Source organism: Staphylococcus pragensis, from assembly GCF_004785665.1.
Taxonomy (GTDB): Bacteria; Bacillota; Bacilli; order Staphylococcales; family Staphylococcaceae; genus Staphylococcus; species Staphylococcus pragensis.
Window position 1 is genome coordinate 1,096,792 of record NZ_SRPJ01000001.1, and the last position, 16,640, is coordinate 1,113,431.

A 16,640-nucleotide genomic window follows, 5' to 3' on the forward strand; every position below is an offset into this window, starting at 1 on the left:
TAAACTATCCATATTTAAATAAACGTCTATTATATCAATAGCGCGTCTTCATTCTTTCTCCCATCCAGACTATTACTGTCGGCTCTAGAATCTCACTAGATCAGCCACTTATAACTTCTTAGTTATAAGCAGGTCGCAGGCTTAAATTACTGCCGGTTGGGAATCACACCCTGCCCCGAAAGAATTACTATGAAATTGTGATAACTTAAGAGTTAATGTAGTTAATTACTACACACTTAATCATACGCTTATTTTTAGAAAATTACAAACAAAGAAATACAGTCTTGTAGACGATTTAGTCACAAAATGTAGCTTTTTTCAGCATTAGGTGTAAGTCTATGATGATTCATGATCAAATTCGCTTTGAACTTCGTATAGATAATTCACAGAGCTCACCGCTTGAGTCACAATCATTTTAACACCGTTTCTCAATTTATTAACGCCATTTGTAACTTGACCAATCGCAATCATATTATGCAATGTACCATATCGCGGACTAATCACTTGATTGGTTTCCGGAATAATTTGAATACCACCCATAGGATGAGCTTGAACTATTTGACGATTTTCAAGATTTAACACTAGTTGATCATCTTCATCTAAATCTGATAGATGGGTTTTAGAACCAGTAGAATTAATTACCACATTATATTGATGGACTTCCGTTTCATCTTTAAATTTTAAATAAAACTGATTGTCCTCATATTTAATATCCTCTAATCCTTTTTTAATGATTAAAGAGCCATCATTTATTAAATCAATAACTAAACGGGCAGTACGAGGAGGCATCGGGTTAGAATTTAATTGAATAATTTTAGTAAAACGTTTATCAAATTCTTTTTGATCACTACGACTGAAACTATTCCAAATCCAATTTAAATTTTCTTTAACATTTTCAATGATACTTTGAAAGACACCTAATTCATCGGGACGATCTAAGTCAAATTGTAAATCTTTAATCGTATCACCTGTTCTACGATGAACCATTCTATCTAATTTAACATTATATAAATCACATTCTAATTTGAATAATTCAAATGCTTTTTCTAATGGCACGTTGCCATAATGTTCCATTTTAATTTCATTGAACTTTTCTTTAGTTAAATATTTAAAATCGATCTCCACCATATTTCCTCGTACACTAGGTAAATTGGCCGATCTACTTGTCATAGTTATTGGTAACTTAGGATGATGCGAAGCGACATAACGTACTACATCTAAACTCGCTAATCCAGTGCCAACTATCGCAATACTATCTGTTTCTTTCACTTCATCTAAGGTATGGTATGTCGGATATGGTGTTTGTATGTATCCTTTTTTTCCTTTTAAATAATATGGATCGTGATATGCAAAAGTTCCAATCGTTAGAAAAATATAATCATATTCTTTCCATTGGGACATATCTTCAGACGTACAGACATAATATTTTAACGTCGTTTCATCAACATCAGAGTTAGTAAATATTTCATGCACTGGTTTATTAATAACATTTAAATTATCAAACATAGTTGCATAATCTGATAAATATGATTTCATATAATGACCAAAGACAAATCTTGGTAAATATTTAGGATTATCGAATTTAAATTCATTCTGATTTTGATACCATTTCCAGAATTCTTCATCATCATCTAAATTTAAACTCATATTTTTAGTAGGTAAATTAATTAGGAGTTGGCTACTATCATTTTGAAAAGGCACGCCTTGTCCCATATTATCTTCATTATCATAGACATCTACTTTTAACTTCTTGAAGTCTTCATTTTTAACTAACTGTCGTAAAACACTGACGCCAGCTGTTCCCATTCCAATTATTGCTACACGCATTTAACATCATCCTTCTATCTATCTCTCATTCAAAATATAATTGTATTATATCAATGTCTTAAATTAATAGTCTTATTCAAGTATAGCCATTTCTAAATACTTCTAACCATTATAAGATATGGTAGAATCTATTTGAGGTGAAATGATTATGAAATTTTTACTTAAAGTTGCCCTTGTATTTGTGATTGCTTTTTCTTGGTTGAATCGAAAAAATAAAGCTGAATAATTTTTTAATATGATAAAAAACCAGCGCACACAATAGTTTAACAAATTGTGTATGCTGGTTTAATTTTAATTATTTTTGATGTTTAGTATCATCTTTATATACATAAAGTTTGAAATATTTACCTTCTGTTTTCATTTCTTTATAGAAATCCGCAATAATTTCGGCGTTATTTTCAGCCCATTTAATATCTGTAGCATATTGGTGTTCACCAGGGTTTTTAGGATTCCATCTCATACTATAAAGTGTATTTTGATCGCTATGTGATAAATAGTGTTGGTGGATGAAATCTGCGCCACCTTTGATAGCTTTCTCAGGTGTATCCCAACCATGCTTTTTAGCGTATTCTGAACCTGTTTTAATAGGATCTTCATCTAGAGCCCCTACGCCGTAAAAGTTATAATACTTCTTACCGTCAATTTCGACGCCTTTAGCTAAATCACTTTTAACTGAACCTGTTTCTAATAACGCATGTGAAATTAAATAAACTTCATTTACATGCTTTTCTTTAGCGGCACTAACGAAAGCATCAGTATGTTCTAATAAAGTAGGTCTATCAAATAACATACGTTTGATACGATTTTCATCAATACCTTGATATTTTGATAAATCTAAAAATTGATATCTTTGTTTGTCATCATCAATGAATTTACTACTATCCATTGCAGCTTTTATTTCACTCGCTGAAGCATCTCTCCAAGCATTGTTGCTTTTATTAGATACTTGTTGGCTTGTATAGTTATCAATTTGCTTCTCAGCAGCTTTATCTAACGTTACATTTAAATGCTCAACACTTTCTTCTTCATCAACATTTTTGAAAAAAATCTGATCAGAAATCATTGAAAAGAAGACGAAACCAGCTACTACTAAAACAATGAGCAACCCTACAAGTCCTATTATAGAGCCCTTCTTGTGCTTCGTCATATTCACACCTCTTAGGTCATTCTTTTAATCTTAATTAAACTATTTCATGATAAAAAGTTTAACATTATTACTACCTTTAAACAATTTTATAGTTACAATGTTACAAATTCATAAAATAACAGTAATCAAAATGAAACTTAACAAAATAAAAAGTAATGAAATAAGTGGAATTTCATTACTTGGTACATCTATATATAATTCGTTAGTTATCTAGATCAATCTATATAAAGTTATTTATTCTCATTGCGGTAATCCATCATGATGAAACTCGCAGCTTGTGATCTATTCTTATAGTAATATTGGTTTAAATCAATTGTGCCCTCAACTTCACCATCACGGTACATCATTTCATTTGTGAAATTATTAATCATCACAAATTCAGAACGATCTCTAATAATATCTAAATCATCATTTCTCGCAAAGAAATGTTCAAGATTTAAATGTGCGTAATCCAACTTCATACCTCCCACTTTTTAAATGTCGCATTGTATTCTAATGAACGATTTAATTCAACATTTTATTATATTTTGTCATTCTATGTTTACTATTTAACACCTATTTTTTAAATTACGCAAATGATAATTCATTGTGACTATATTATTCTCTATTTATCCGGAAAATTAATTTATGTATATACATAATCAAGGAGTTTAAATCGTACACATTGAATTTTGAAAAAATTTACGCTAACCACTATAAAATAATTCATTATTTGTTAAAACAATACCATATAAAGTATAATTATGATGAATTTTACCAATTACTTTTAATTAAATTATGGCAGTTATCTCTTATATATGATTCAATTTCCTCTATCACTCTTATCTCATTTCTATATACTCGATTAAAATTTTATCTTATCGACCTTTTTAGACATGAAAAGGTAAAAATTGAAACTATTGATTTAGAAACTGCAGAAATAAATTCTTCTATGAACTCTTTTTATAAACAATATCCTCTTAATTATCTACAAGATGTTCAGTCTCTTCTTCGTCCTCACGAATACACTTGGCTCAAATTTTATATGCAAGGTTATAAACAATATGAAATCGCTAAGTTAATGGGTGTTTCTACTACTACTATTAAAAAGTATAAATCCCTAACTTTTAATAAATTACAAACTTATTATCATGAAGGTGTATAACGTGTTACCCCATAATTCATACCATTTATTATATATTCAAGCCATGTCAGGTAGTTCGCTTAAAACGAAGTGTTGCTTTACAACTTATGACATGGTACTGCCTTTTCCAATAAAAAAGGTACTGATTTATTATTTGGAGCAACATCAACGTTCATATTCGCAACAGGTAAAATTAGCGAAACGTTTGTTGACGATTAATAAATTAGTACCATTATATATATCTCTAATAAAGTGATTCTTTTTCCAGTGAAGCAACAGCGTGCACCCTTACAAATTTATTTGAATGCTCAAGCAATTATAGGATTAACATCAACAAGTACCGGAACTATAGTAACGTTCGATAATTTAATCCAGTTTAAAATTAATGAACCCTATACGTTGGTTTATAAGAAATGGCAAGAAAGCTTACTATTATTTCATTTAGTGCAAAAATCTACGCCGTCTTATTAAATTTGTACTCTAGCAACTTCTTAGTAAATAGCGCTGTCACTGATTTAATTAATAACAAACTGACTAAAGCTAATAAAATAGCCCCTATTAAAATTAAAATAACGTTAATAACTGGCATAGAAACTTGAGGATTAACGAAAAAATTTACTGCCGTTAAACTCGTGATAAATCCGGTTAAAAATAAACCTAATAATAATGCATAAACAATAACCATACCAATTAACATAGCGAATAAAGTTATACTTGAAGTATTTTTCTCTTTAAAAATATATTGCTTTAAAAATGTATTGGCGTACGTCACAGGTTTATTAAATTTATACGCATCTGCTTGTTCACTATGCGTTGCAAGTTGCTCATCAAGTAATTTTTTCTCTTTTTTATTTAGAAACCATAACTGTTTTTTTACTTTTTGTTCGAAGGCTGCTTGTTTCATACTTAGTTGTATCTCTCCTTTTCCTCTCTTACTCATAAATCTTAGCGGAGTTTATAAAGAGTAGCAAGATGTTATTCTCTAAAAATAAAAGAAGCGAACCAGAAATCGAATTTAACTAAAACGATTTCTGATTCGCTCTTCTTTATTTAATGATTATAAAATTGATAATCCTGAACTTTGAATATCTTTAGCGAAACCTTTTACAGTGTCTACTGATAATTCATTAATGTCACGACCTAAATTTGTGTTTACTTTTTTAACAACATCAGCTGGACATGTAATAATATCAACACCTAGTTGATCAGCTTGAATAACATTGAATGTTTCACGGCAACTTGCCCATAATAATTTAACGCCTTCTTTGCTGTGTGCTACTTCAACAGATTCTTTGACTAATGGAAGTGGATCTACGCCTGTATCTGCAATACGTCCAGCAAACACTGAAATATAAGTAGGTACACCAGCTGTTACCGCTTCAGTGATTTCTTTAACTTGTTCAATTGTATAAACTGCAGTCACGTTTAAGCGAACATTATCTGCTGATAATTTTTTAATTAATGAGATAGTTGATTCACCTTTAGAATTTACAACTGGAATCTTAACAAACACGTTGTCACCATATTGTTTTAAGATTTCAGCTTCTTTTTCCATTGTTTCTAAATCATCTGAGAACACTTCGAATGAAATCGATGCATCTGGAATTTCACGAACCGCTTCTTCAGCAAATGCTTTATAATCTGTAACGCCAGCTTTAGCCATTAAACTAGGGTTAGTTGTGAAACCATCCACTTCTTTATTTTTATATGCAGCTTTCATTTGTTCGATATCTGCGCCATCCGCAAATACTTCTACGTTAAGTTTAGTCATCTTACTATTCCTCCAAATTAAGTTTTACGAACATAGAAATATATTAATTGTATGAATTTAAATTTCAAATATGTATATTTTGTGATGAACTTTATATATTATTTTCTATTCCGTATAGATAAATGGTTATAAACTATTTATATCATTCTTGGTGTTTGTTAGCGAGTGTTTTGCTTATTTTTGAAAATGCTTCCTCACTATAACGTGCTAGTATCCAATTCTATAAATGTGGTAATATAATGTAATGATGTCGCACAGGAGGTTCAATATGTCGAAATCTAAAAAGTACTTTATTATTTCAGTTGTTTTATTAGTAATAAGTTTTTACTTTAATACATTTAACCCATTACTTAGTAGACAAATTACATCAATAAAACATTTATTAATTGCTTGTAGTCTTCTCAATGTGATTATTCTAATAGCGTCTATTATATTTTCAGATAAAGCCATTAAACATCTTAATTCCAAAAAAGATAAGCTAAGAACTGCCACTAAATTGTTACCTTTTATTATTTTGGTAGTTATTCTGTTCCATATCTTCGCTTCAATTACCACTTTTGGTGTATTTTCTTAAATTTTAATGGTAACTTTGAATGTTCAATAAATCAATTTTAAAATTATAGGTGAAAGTTCATGCAATATATTTTTGTCTTTATCGGTGGAATGGTTGGTGCATTACTTAGATATTTTATATCTTATATAAATAATGGCATGGCATTTCCTATAGGTACTTTAGTAGCCAATTTAGTTGGTGCATTTCTCATGGGATACCTTTCTACTATAGCCATTCAATATTTTAAAGACCATCCTAAGTTCAAGAAAGGACTAACAACTGGATTTTTAGGTGCCTTAACGACTTTTTCAACGTTCCAATTAGAACTTGTAAAAATGTTTCACCATCATTCCTTTATATTATTATTAACTTACGCTTTAGTTAGTTATATAGCAGGAATTTTATTGTGTGGGATAGGCGTAAAATTAGGAGGTCGTACCCAATGATTAATGGCTTATTAATTATGCTGGGTGGTGGTTTAGGCGCAGTAGTAAGAGCTTGGTTAACAGACTTTACGAAAAGTAAATGGCCTTCACCATTACCCATAGCGACACTAATAGTGAATATTATTGGAAGTTTTTTAATAGGATTAACGTTAGGTGTGACACTTAATCATCCATCGTTCAGCTTATTCTTCTCAACTGGTTTTTTAGGCGGCTTAACGACTTTTTCAACATTATCCTATGAGCTGGTCAATTTTATAACACCTAAGTTTAAACCATTACATATTATTAGTTACACAATTTTACAATTTATTATAGGATTTTTAGCTTGTTACCTAGGTTATATTCTTTAGTCCTATAATCTTTTTAAAAATAAATGCTATTCATTGACCATGAAGAAGCGGTCAATGAATAGCTATTTTTGTATTAATGTCCTTCAAATGTATTAGGATCTGGTCCTACCCTTTTATCTTTATTTAATTGATCAATGCGATTCATTTGATCTTCAGACAATTCAAAATCAAACACATTAATATTTTCTTCAATTCGACTAGGTGTAATTGATTTAGGAATCACAATCACTCCATGTTGAATGTTCCAACGAATAATAACTTGTGCTGGTGATTTACCTACTTCTTTACCAATCTCAATTAAAGTTTCATCATTTAGAATTTGAGCATTCATTAATGGTGACCATGATTCCATATAAATTTTTTGTGCATCTAAATATTTTCTCAATTCATTTTGCGTAAAATAAGGATGAAATTCAACTTGATTGATTACAGGCTTAATTGATACTTGAGCTAGTAAAGCTTCAAGATGTTCTGGTTGAAAGTTACTTACACCTATATTTTTTACTTTGCTATCTTTATATAAATCTTCCATACCTTTCCACGTATCAATCATCACTGCTTCATTCGTACCTGGCCAGTGCACTAAATATAAGTCTAAATAATCAAGACCTAATTTTTTAATACTTGTATCATAAGCTTGAGCTACATTTTCGCGACCAAAATCTTCAAAATATAATTTAGATGTGACAAAGATATCTTCACGACTTAAACTAGCCGCTTCAAGTCCTTCTTTAATACCTATACCTACTTGTTCTTCGTTCCCATACACTTTAGCTGTATCAATACTACGATAGCCTGATTCAATTGCATGTTTCACTGCTTCTTTACATGTTTCATCATTTTCAACTCTAAATGTACCTAGACCTAATTTAGGCATGTGATGTCCATTATAAAACTCAATTGTTTCCATTTTATAGACCCTCCCACTATTTATCATATGATTTATTTATAACATGTATGATGTATATGATGATATTATTTTATTCCCTAAAATCTCTCACATTAATACACAAACATGACATTAATAATAATGTGACTCAAACAAGAGTATTTAAAATATTGTTAAAATGAATATCAACACACTTACGTAAGAATTTCTTTACAGAAGTACAGGCATGAAAAAACGCTAGAAAGAATAATCTTCCTAGCGTTTAAGTATTAATTAAATGTTTCAATTTTATCCATAATAGATTGTAACTCTTCAACATTAAATTGAATTCGTCCGTGGAACACAAACTTATTAAAGAACTCATCTAATTGTTCAGGTCCTACTAAAACTTTAACACTTGAACTTTGTGCATAATTTGAAATCGTTACATCTCCATCATGTTTAGGATTGAAATACATAATAGAAGTTGGCGTATATTTCGTACCTAATTGTGTTTGTAAATCAGTCGCTAATTTTTCAATTGCTTCAAGCTGGTCTGAGTAATTTACAAATGATAAAGAAGATTTGTCATCATTCTGATCTAACACCAATGTTTGAGGTGATTTAGGATCTAAATCAAGTGTGTTAAACACTTGTTCCATCATAGGTAACTCTTGGAATTGATTACCACTAATACCATTGTAAACATGCCCTTTTAACAATTGAGAGTCAATAATATAAAGACCAGTACGTGTTAATACTAAATGACTAATGCGTTGAATATCATTAAACTCATTACTTGGTAAAAAGATATTCGCCATAATATGCATATCATCACGTCGAATACGCTTCTCATTCACTAATCGGTCACGAATACCAATTAATCGCATGTCCGTTACATATTCACTTGTATTTTTAGAGAAAAGTTTTAAAGCATCAATTTCACGATTTTTTCCGCTAATTGTGGCATCGAAATCTTCTTTTTGTCGAGTAACTTGTTTCTTGTTTTCGATACGCTCTTTTTCTAAAGCCTCTTCATGCGACTCTAGCATTTGCTTTTCTTTAAGACTGTATTCTTCTTTCGTATTCTGTTTGATATTATTTTTACTTTTCAAGGTAACTAAGAATAATATTAAACAAATGATTGCTACAACAATTGCTGCAATTAAACCAATTTCTATTGGTCCAAATGAATTCATTAAAACAACGCTCCTTCAGACTGTAGACAATTTCTTTCAGTCATTATACTTAAAATTACTTTATCGACAAGCTTACTTCTTTACTATCAATAGTCCTAATTATAATAGAAATGATTAATAATTTCGATATAAAACATCAAATTTTGTATAGAGGTAATTATGCTTGTACAGCATCTTTTAAGACATTAACTTTGTCTAATTTCTCCCATGGTAATAGGACATCAGTACGTCCAAAGTGACCATAAGCTGCTGTTTGTTTATAAATTGGTTGTTTTAAGTCTAACATTTTAATAATGCCCGCTGGTCTTAAGTCAAAGTGTGCTCTAACCGCTTCAACTAATTGTGCTTCTGATACTTTACCAGTATTAAATGTATCAATAGAAATCGAAACTGGTTCAGCTACACCAATTGCGTAAGCTAATTGAACTTCACATTGATCAGCTAACTCAGCTGCGACAATATTTTTAGCTACATATCTTGCTGCATATGCTGCTGAACGGTCTACTTTAGTTGGGTCCTTACCACTAAAGCAACCGCCACCATGACGCGCATAACCACCGTACGTATCTACGATAATTTTACGTCCTGTTAAACCAGCGTCCCCTTGAGGTCCACCGATTACGAAACGACCTGTTGGATTAATAAAGAATTTAGTTTCGTCATCAATTAAGCCTTCTGGTACCGTAGGATAAATGACATGTTCTTTAATATCACTTTGAATTTGTTCTAATTCAATATCATCAGCATGTTGAGATGATACAACGATTGTGTCGATACGTTTAGGTTTGTCATCTTCATCATATTCTACAGTTACTTGAACTTTACCGTCAGGACGTAAGTAATCTAAAATACCATCCTTACGTACATCTGATAGACGTTTAGCAAGTTGATGAGATAAGAAGATTGGTAAAGGCATATATGTTTCAGTTTCATTTGTAGCGTAACCAAACATTAAACCTTGGTCTCCTGCACCAGTTGCTTCAATTTCTTCTTCTGAAATATCTTCACGGTACTCTAATGCTTTATCTACACCTTGTGCAATGTCTGGAGATTGTTCATCAATTGCAGTTAATACTGCCATTGTTTGATAATCATAACCATATTTTGCGCGTGTATAACCAATATTTTTAATTGTTTCGCGTACAACTTTAGGGATATCTACATATGTAGAAGTTGAAATTTCTCCTGCAATTAAAGCCATACCTGTTGTCACTGTCGTTTCACAAGCGACACGTGCATTTGGATCATCTTTTAAGATTTCGTCTAAAATGGCATCAGAAACTTGGTCAGCGATCTTATCAGGGTGGCCTTCAGTCACTGATTCTGAAGTAAATAAACGTTTATTATAAGTCATGTTTTGCTCCTTTTATTATTTAAATTTACGAAAATTCTCTTTCAAATTGTGAGCTCAAAATAAAAGAGCCCTCTTCACTATAAAAGATAGAGAGAAGGCTCTTAAACGTCCATTCGCTCTTATCGTTCAGACCATATATGTCTGCAAACGGTTTGGCACCTTTCTTTTGTTAAAAAGAGGTTGCTGGGTTTCATTGGGTCCATGTCCCTCCACCACTCAGGATAAGAGAATCCGTTACTAACTATACTACCGAATCCCCTCATCAATGTCAATTTCGATTTTTAAAAGTTTTTGTCTTTTCCAGGTGGAATAAATAAGGCAATATGTTATACTAATTTAATGTAAAGGCTTACACGAAATATTTCAATAAATTGATGCTGGAGGGATTGGGTATGTCAGTAGATACATACAGCGAAACACCTAAAATTAAACATTTGTTAGAGAAAGAAAGCTCACTGTTTCAACTTTCTACTACACAACTTTACAACAAGATTTTAGATAATAACGAGGGCGAATTAACTGAACTAGGAGCAATCAATGCAAGTACAGGTAAATATACTGGACGTTCTCCTAAAGATAAATTCATCGTAACTGAACCTTCTTATAAAGATAATATCCACTGGGGAGATATTAACCAACCTATTGATGAAGAAACCTTCTTAAATCTCTATAATAAAGTTTTAGACTATCTTGAAAAAAAAGATGAACTTTACGTCTTCAACGGCTATGCTGGAAGCGACAAAGATACTCAACTTAAACTAACGGTTATCAATGAATTAGCATGGCATAACCTATTTGCACAAAACATGTTTATTAGACCTGACTCAGTTGAAGAAGCTAAAAATATTAAGCCAAACTTCACAATTGTTTCAGCACCTCATTTCAAAGCAGATCCAGAAGTAGATGGCACTAAGTCAGAAACATTTGTTATTATTTCATTCAAACATAAAACAATTTTAATCGGTGGTACTGAATACGCTGGGGAAATGAAAAAAGGAATCTTCTCAGTAATGAACTACTTATTACCAATGCAAGACATTATGAGTATGCACTGCTCTGCAAACGTAGGTGACAAAGGCGATGTAGCTTTATTCTTCGGTTTATCAGGAACTGGTAAAACAACGTTATCTGCTGCACCTGACCGTAAATTAATCGGTGATGATGAACATGGTTGGAATAAAAATGGTGTCTTCAATATTGAAGGTGGATGCTATGCTAAAGCAATTAACCTTTCAAAAGAAAAAGAACCTCAAATCTTCAATGCTATTGAATATGGTACAATTCTAGAAAATACTGTAGTTGATGAACGCGGTCGTGTAGATTTCGACGATAACACTAATACTGAAAATACACGTGCAGCTTACCCTATTCACCATATCGATAATATTGTGTTACCTTCAAAAGCAGCACATCCTAATACGATTATCTTCTTAACTGCAGATGCATTCGGAGTACTTCCTCCAATTGCTAAATTATCTAAATCACAAGCAATGTATCATTTCTTAAGTGGTTTCACTTCTAAACTAGCTGGTACAGAACGCGGTGTAACAGAACCTGAACCATCATTCTCAACATGCTTCGGTGCACCATTCTTACCATTAAACCCTACTAAATATGCTAATTTATTAGGTAAATTAATCGATGAGCATGATGTAGATGTTTATTTAGTAAACACAGGATGGACTGGCGGTAAATACGGTGTAGGCCGTCGTATTAGCTTACACTATACACGCTACATGGTTGACCAAGCTATTACTGGTAAATTAAAAAATGCTGAATTCATTAAAGATGAAAAATTCGGCTTAAGCATTCCTACTGAAATAGAAGACGTACCTAAAACAATCTTAAATCCAATCAACGCATGGAGTGATTCAGATAAATATCGTGCTCAAGCTGATGATTTAATTAAACGCTTTGAAGAAAACTTCAAAAAATTCGGTCCGGAAGTTAAAGAAATTGCTGAAACTGGTGGATTCAATAAATAATTATTAAATAGGAAAATGCCCACTCCACTGACATCTTGATGATGTATCAGTGAGACTGGGCATTTTCTTTTTGTTCTTCAATTTTTTTCATCCAATCATGAATATAATTCAACGCTTCTTTCATTGCTTTAGGGCGTGGCACATGACCTTCTTCTAATTGATAGAATGTATCGTACAGAGCCTCCTTTTTCTGCAACTGTTCTTCCAAGTAATAACCTTGATGAATGCCAACCTGCCAATCTTTGCCTCCATGTACAATCAATATTGGTGGGCTCGTACTATCAATTGATTTGAGTGCATCACGTTTCTCATACTCGTCTTTATCTTTCTTCGGATGACCAACCATCCGTCTCAACATGCCACGCAAATCTACTCGTTCTTCATACATTAATCGCACATCAGAGACGCCACCCCATGCAATATAACTATCAACTGGATAATCTTGGAAAGTTAGCAACCCTTGAAGTCCCCCTCTTGAGAATCCAATCATATGTACATAAGCCTTTGGATATTTCTTTTTTAAAATGTGCACGAGTTCTGTCACGTCGTTTAAATCTGCACGACAAAATTCATCTCGACCTTCACTACCATTACTTCCTCTATAATATGGTCCTACAACTAATGTATTTAAATTCGCAAACTGCATCAATCTCGCAGCACGTACACGTCCAACTTGCCCCTTGCCTCCACGTAGATATATCACTATACGTTCTACATGCTCATTGTAAGGCGTCATTTGTAAGGCTTTGACTTTAAGATGATTAACCTCATACGTTATCTCTTCAAAACGGTGCGTGTGTGATTCAATCGGCATTTTTTTAGTAGCTATAATACCCAAGCTCAATCACCCTCTCCAAACATTTGAGAATAGCGTCATCTTGAATTAAATAACTTTGATACGCTTCAGAAATATCATCAATACGCTTAAATAGCTCTGGACCCTTAGTTTCTAAGTAGTCATTTTTATTTTGAATCTCTTTGACATCAATGACATAAACATCTTTAGCAAACTTAGAGCCATCATTAGTATGCACTTGATATTGAGCAATATAATTTATATCATCAGCAATTGCACCTGTTTCTTCGAACAACTCCCTCTCAATCGCTTGTTGACTAGATTCTCCTTGTTCAACTTTACCACCAGGAAATTCAATATCTCTTTGTTTATGTTGCGTAAATAATAGCTGTTTTCTGAAAATGGGAATAGCTAAAACGTGATTACCATTCGGTTCATCATTATTGGTTTTAAACTGCATTGTGACACGTCTATTATCTTTATCTACAAACTCCACGTTCCTCACTACTCCTTTGAATGTGTTAAACTATTTAATAATTAATCCATGTTGGAGGGTATCTATGTTTAAAAAATTCTTTTTAGGCATTATTCATATATATCAACGTTATATTTCACCTATGACACCACCGACTTGTCGCTTCTATCCTACTTGTTCAGAATATACTAGAGAAGCAATTGAAGTCTATGGTGCCTTTAAAGGTGGATATATGGGCGTGCGTCGTATTTTAAAATGTCATCCACTTCATAAAGGTGGTTTCGACCCTGTGCCTTTGAAAAAAGATAACCACGATCATCATCACTCATAAGGTATTAATTGCGTTTTATTAATCATTGGGGGATTAAAATGAATTAATCCCTCTTTTAATTTACCTATGCCTTGCGTAAAATCTTCTTTAAAATAATACCCATCCGGCGTAATATCTCCTGGATAATCCCCCTCTTTTGCTAACAACGCTGTAAAGTAACGGCTCAAACCATATTCGTACATTCCGCCAACTACCACTTTAACTTGGTGTTGATGTACAGTTTGAATTAATTGTTGTGCTTTATCAATCCCACCTACTCTAAATGGTTTAATAACCACCACTTCGATTGGATAATGTTCAATGATTGAAATAATCGCTTCTTCATTAAGTGCTTTTTCGTCTACAGCAATAGGTGGATAATTATTTAAATCTACTTCATTAAGTAGAGATAACGATTTAAAAGGTTCTTCGATGTATATAATATTTTGCGACGTCACTTGTTCTACCTTTTCCAAATCACTAATAGTTAATGATTCATTAGCATCTAAAGCTAAATAGTAATTGTGCTTGAGATGTGTATCTAACTTACGAATATCCTCATTTAAATGATTAGACCACTTAAGCTTAATACGAGGCGGTTGCGTCGTTTGAAGTGTTTGTAACTGTGACTTCGTTAAACCACTAGCAGTCGCACCATACTCTACGGTGAAACTAGGTAGCTGATGATACATTTGATAAATTGCCATCACTGCTGTACAACGTGCTGCTGGAAAAGACTCAAGCTGATTCAAATATGGCTCCCAATCCGCAAAACTATTAAATATAACTCCTTTAATGTTTCTCGCCAAATCTTCTAAAATGCTTTTTACAGAATAAATGGTTTCTTTATCATACCAATTTGTTTCAAACGCATTGCATTCTCCAAAATAAGATTGATTTTTATCAGTGATGAATTCCACTATAAGCGCTTTTCGGTGTGTCATTTGAACTTTTGGAGTGATAATTGGAGAATGAAATGGTGCATTAAAGTAATAAAAATTGACTTCTTTAATTTTCATATTGATTAACCTGTGAAATCACTTTATTGCGTTGTAATTTTCCAGTAGAAGTATAAGGTAATGATTCCATGCGATAATAATGTTTAGGAATTTTGTACTTAGCTAAATTATTTTGCAGAAATTGGATAAGTTCATCCCTTGAAAGTTCATTTTCAGAAACATAAAAAAGCACTGGAATTTGGCCCCAGGTTTCGTCCCTTTGTGGAACACATACCGCATCTTCTATACTTTCAAATTTCTTAGCAATCGTTTCAATTTCATATGGATAAATGTTTTCGCCGCCACTGATAATCAAGTCTTTACGACGATCATAGACCATAACATAACCTTCGTCATCAATTTCAGCAATATCGCCCGTTTTGAAATAGCCATCTTCAAACGTGTCATCCAGTTGCTTAGGATATAAATAGCCATTCATGACATTATTTCCTTTGATAAGAAGCTCTCCATGCCCTTCTTCATTTGGATTTTTAATTTTAACTTTCACATTTTCACTTGGTTTGCCAACAGTATCATAACGTTGCGCAAGCATCTCTGGCGTTGCAGTTAAGAATTGAGAACATGTCTCCGTCATCCCAAACGAATTATAAATTGGTAAGTGATTACTAAGTGCTTGATCAATTAACGTTGATGATAACTTCGCGCCACCTAGTAATATTTTTTCAATTGAAAATGGTTGATTTAACCCCGCATCCATGAGCCATTTTAATGTCTGTGGTACAAGTGACACATGAGTAGGTTGCTCTTCTTCTATAATATTAAGCATTGTTTGAGTATCATATTTCTTTAAAATGCGAACTGTGAAGCCTTCAATAATTGAACGTAAAATCACACTTAAACCTGAGATATGATAGATAGGCAGTACAGATAGCCATATTGTATCTTGATCAAAGCCTAAACTCTGTTTACATCCTATGGCACTCGCATAATGATTTTCAAAGGTTTGTGGAACTGCCTTTTGAGGACCTGTAGTACCAGAAGTAAACATAATTGAAGCAATACGTGTAATATCGAACGATTGAGTGTTTGAAGTTGGTTCAAGTGTATTTAATTCATTGAAATAAACAATTTTAAAAGAAGGTAAATCAAAATTCGTAGTAGAAATAATTGTAGAAATATCTACAGAGCACATTTGATTAATCATTTCTTGTTGCGTCAGACGTGTATTAATCATAGCAACTTCAATATTAGCTAACCAGCATGCGTTCACCAATATTACTGAGTCAATGTCATTATGAATATATAGCCCTACTCTATTTTCATTTAATGATATTAACTGTTGAGATAATTCGAAAGCACGATGATATAAATCTTCAAACGTCATAGCAAATTTACCATCAGTAACTGCAATTTTATTTTTATTCTTTATACTCTGTTCTTTTAACCAAAAATCCAAAATACATTCCTCCATATAATA

At 32.3% G+C, this 16,640-nt stretch carries 18 protein-coding genes and 2 riboswitches; of the genes, 6 read left to right on the forward strand and 12 right to left on the reverse strand.

All coding sequences use genetic code 11. The features are described 5' to 3' along the window. Window positions 1-48: 48 nt before the first annotated feature. A riboswitch (FMN riboswitch) is annotated at window positions 49-187 on the reverse strand. Window positions 188-336: 149 nt separating this feature from the next. From E2558_RS05365 to E2558_RS05375, 3 genes are all read right to left on the reverse strand, one after another. Beyond that, entirely contained in the window at window positions 337-1,827 is a 1,491-nt protein-coding gene (locus E2558_RS05365; protein WP_126566143.1) for an FAD/NAD(P)-binding protein, read from the reverse strand. A 295-nt stretch (window positions 1,828-2,122) separates the two neighbouring features. After that, window positions 2,123-2,974: a peptidoglycan release complex glucosaminidase SagB gene (gene sagB / locus E2558_RS05370; RefSeq protein ID WP_126566146.1), complete on the reverse strand. Its 852-nt coding sequence runs from the start codon at window positions 2,972-2,974 to the stop codon at window positions 2,123-2,125. A gap of 230 nt (window positions 2,975-3,204) precedes the next feature. After that, window positions 3,205-3,429, reverse strand: a complete 225-nt coding sequence (locus E2558_RS05375) for a hypothetical protein (RefSeq protein ID WP_103298659.1) — start codon at window positions 3,427-3,429, stop codon at window positions 3,205-3,207. Between the two features lie 209 nt (window positions 3,430-3,638). Here E2558_RS05375 and E2558_RS05380 point away from each other — a divergent pair, with 209 nt between their 5' ends. After that, window positions 3,639-4,118 carry a sigma-70 family RNA polymerase sigma factor gene (locus tag E2558_RS05380; RefSeq protein ID WP_126566148.1) on the forward strand — a complete coding sequence of 160 codons (480 nt, stop codon included), beginning with the start codon at window positions 3,639-3,641 and terminating at the stop codon, window positions 4,116-4,118. Between the two features lie 433 nt (window positions 4,119-4,551). On the opposite strand, the gene E2558_RS05390 is transcribed toward E2558_RS05380, so the two are convergent. Beyond that, a complete protein-coding gene (locus E2558_RS05390; protein WP_126566151.1) occupies window positions 4,552-5,001 on the reverse strand; it encodes a hypothetical protein in 450 nt (149 codons plus the stop codon). Window positions 5,002-5,154: 153 nt separating this feature from the next. Next, window positions 5,155-5,868, reverse strand: coding sequence for a transaldolase (locus tag E2558_RS05395; RefSeq protein WP_126566153.1), 714 nt, complete (start codon window positions 5,866-5,868; stop codon window positions 5,155-5,157). A 268-nt stretch (window positions 5,869-6,136) separates the two neighbouring features. Here E2558_RS05395 and E2558_RS05400 point away from each other — a divergent pair, with 268 nt between their 5' ends. Genes E2558_RS05400 through crcB (E2558_RS05410) form a run of 3 tightly spaced genes read left to right on the forward strand, consistent with a single transcriptional unit; the run spans window position 6,137 to window position 7,217 of the window. Further along, window positions 6,137-6,442 carry a hypothetical protein gene (locus E2558_RS05400; RefSeq protein WP_126566156.1) on the forward strand — a complete coding sequence of 102 codons (306 nt, stop codon included), beginning with the start codon at window positions 6,137-6,139 and terminating at the stop codon, window positions 6,440-6,442. 59 nt (window positions 6,443-6,501) lie between these two features. Beyond that, entirely contained in the window at window positions 6,502-6,867 is a 366-nt protein-coding gene (gene crcB, locus E2558_RS05405; RefSeq protein WP_126566158.1) for a fluoride efflux transporter CrcB, read from the forward strand. Continuing rightward, the gene (gene crcB / locus E2558_RS05410) at window positions 6,864-7,217 is read left to right on the forward strand and encodes a fluoride efflux transporter CrcB (protein ID WP_126566161.1); all 354 of its coding nucleotides are present in this window, start codon (window positions 6,864-6,866) and stop codon (window positions 7,215-7,217) included. The genes crcB (E2558_RS05405) and crcB (E2558_RS05410) overlap by 4 nt, the downstream gene beginning before the upstream one ends. A gap of 73 nt (window positions 7,218-7,290) precedes the next feature. Here crcB (E2558_RS05410) and E2558_RS05415 read toward each other — a convergent pair whose 3' ends face one another. From E2558_RS05415 to metK, 3 genes are all read right to left on the reverse strand, one after another. Next, the gene (locus E2558_RS05415) at window positions 7,291-8,127 is read right to left on the reverse strand and encodes an aldo/keto reductase (protein ID WP_126566163.1); all 837 of its coding nucleotides are present in this window, start codon (window positions 8,125-8,127) and stop codon (window positions 7,291-7,293) included. Between the two features lie 248 nt (window positions 8,128-8,375). Continuing rightward, complete coding sequence (locus tag E2558_RS05420; RefSeq protein ID WP_126566166.1) at window positions 8,376-9,284, reverse strand: NERD domain-containing protein; 909 nt, start codon at window positions 9,282-9,284, stop codon at window positions 8,376-8,378. A 157-nt stretch (window positions 9,285-9,441) separates the two neighbouring features. Next, window positions 9,442-10,638, reverse strand: a complete 1,197-nt coding sequence (metK, locus tag E2558_RS05425; protein WP_126566168.1) for a methionine adenosyltransferase — start codon at window positions 10,636-10,638, stop codon at window positions 9,442-9,444. A gap of 116 nt (window positions 10,639-10,754) precedes the next feature. Continuing rightward, window positions 10,755-10,866, reverse strand: a riboswitch (SAM riboswitch). A 164-nt stretch (window positions 10,867-11,030) separates the two neighbouring features. Here metK and pckA point away from each other — a divergent pair. Beyond that, entirely contained in the window at window positions 11,031-12,623 is a 1,593-nt protein-coding gene (gene pckA, locus E2558_RS05430) for a phosphoenolpyruvate carboxykinase (ATP) (RefSeq protein ID WP_126566171.1), read from the forward strand. Between the two features lie 46 nt (window positions 12,624-12,669). Here the strand turns inward: pckA and E2558_RS05435 are convergent, their stop codons facing one another. Together E2558_RS05435 and ytkD are read right to left on the reverse strand one after the other, a co-directional pair. Continuing rightward, window positions 12,670-13,437, reverse strand: coding sequence for an alpha/beta hydrolase family protein (locus tag E2558_RS05435; protein ID WP_371869268.1), 768 nt, complete (start codon window positions 13,435-13,437; stop codon window positions 12,670-12,672). A 4-nt stretch (window positions 13,438-13,441) separates the two neighbouring features. Further along, a complete protein-coding gene (gene ytkD, locus E2558_RS05440) occupies window positions 13,442-13,915 on the reverse strand; it encodes an RNA deprotection pyrophosphohydrolase (protein ID WP_126566176.1) in 474 nt (157 codons plus the stop codon). A gap of 64 nt (window positions 13,916-13,979) precedes the next feature. Here ytkD and yidD point away from each other — a divergent pair, with 64 nt between their 5' ends. Then, entirely contained in the window at window positions 13,980-14,225 is a 246-nt protein-coding gene (gene yidD / locus E2558_RS05445; protein ID WP_126566177.1) for a membrane protein insertion efficiency factor YidD, read from the forward strand. Here yidD and menC read toward each other — a convergent pair. Further along, window positions 14,216-15,223: an o-succinylbenzoate synthase gene (gene menC / locus E2558_RS05450; protein ID WP_126566180.1), complete on the reverse strand. Its 1,008-nt coding sequence runs from the start codon at window positions 15,221-15,223 to the stop codon at window positions 14,216-14,218. The genes yidD and menC overlap by 10 nt on opposite strands. Then, window positions 15,213-16,619 (reverse strand): o-succinylbenzoate--CoA ligase, encoded by a 1,407-nt coding sequence (menE, locus tag E2558_RS05455; protein ID WP_126566183.1) that lies wholly within the window; start codon window positions 16,617-16,619, stop codon window positions 15,213-15,215. The genes menC and menE overlap by 11 nt, the downstream gene beginning before the upstream one ends. Window positions 16,620-16,640 lie beyond the last annotated feature (21 nt).

What these genes read in the sequence shown, in the direction of transcription:
- E2558_RS05365 (WP_126566143.1), bottom strand. Translation starts at nt 1,827, where the DNA reads ATGCGTGTAGCAATAATTGGAATGGGAACAGCTGGCGTCAGTGTTTTA.
- E2558_RS05435 (WP_371869268.1), bottom strand. Translation starts at nt 13,437, where the DNA reads ATGCCGATTGAATCACACACGCACCGTTTTGAAGAGATAACGTATGAG.
- E2558_RS05415 (WP_126566163.1), bottom strand. Translation starts at nt 8,127, where the DNA reads ATGGAAACAATTGAGTTTTATAATGGACATCACATGCCTAAATTAGGT.
- E2558_RS05395 (WP_126566153.1), bottom strand. Translation starts at nt 5,868, where the DNA reads ATGACTAAACTTAACGTAGAAGTATTTGCGGATGGCGCAGATATCGAA.
- pckA (WP_126566171.1), top strand. Translation starts at nt 11,031, where the DNA reads ATGTCAGTAGATACATACAGCGAAACACCTAAAATTAAACATTTGTTA.
- E2558_RS05400 (WP_126566156.1), top strand. Translation starts at nt 6,137, where the DNA reads ATGTCGAAATCTAAAAAGTACTTTATTATTTCAGTTGTTTTATTAGTA.
- yidD (WP_126566177.1), top strand. Translation starts at nt 13,980, where the DNA reads ATGTTTAAAAAATTCTTTTTAGGCATTATTCATATATATCAACGTTAT.
- E2558_RS05420 (WP_126566166.1), bottom strand. Translation starts at nt 9,284, where the DNA reads ATGAATTCATTTGGACCAATAGAAATTGGTTTAATTGCAGCAATTGTT.
- sagB (WP_126566146.1), bottom strand. Translation starts at nt 2,974, where the DNA reads ATGACGAAGCACAAGAAGGGCTCTATAATAGGACTTGTAGGGTTGCTC.
- crcB (WP_126566158.1), top strand. Translation starts at nt 6,502, where the DNA reads ATGCAATATATTTTTGTCTTTATCGGTGGAATGGTTGGTGCATTACTT.
- metK (WP_126566168.1), bottom strand. Translation starts at nt 10,638, where the DNA reads ATGACTTATAATAAACGTTTATTTACTTCAGAATCAGTGACTGAAGGC.
- E2558_RS05390 (WP_126566151.1), bottom strand. Translation starts at nt 5,001, where the DNA reads ATGAAACAAGCAGCCTTCGAACAAAAAGTAAAAAAACAGTTATGGTTT.
- menC (WP_126566180.1), bottom strand. Translation starts at nt 15,223, where the DNA reads ATGAAAATTAAAGAAGTCAATTTTTATTACTTTAATGCACCATTTCAT.
- crcB (WP_126566161.1), top strand. Translation starts at nt 6,864, where the DNA reads ATGATTAATGGCTTATTAATTATGCTGGGTGGTGGTTTAGGCGCAGTA.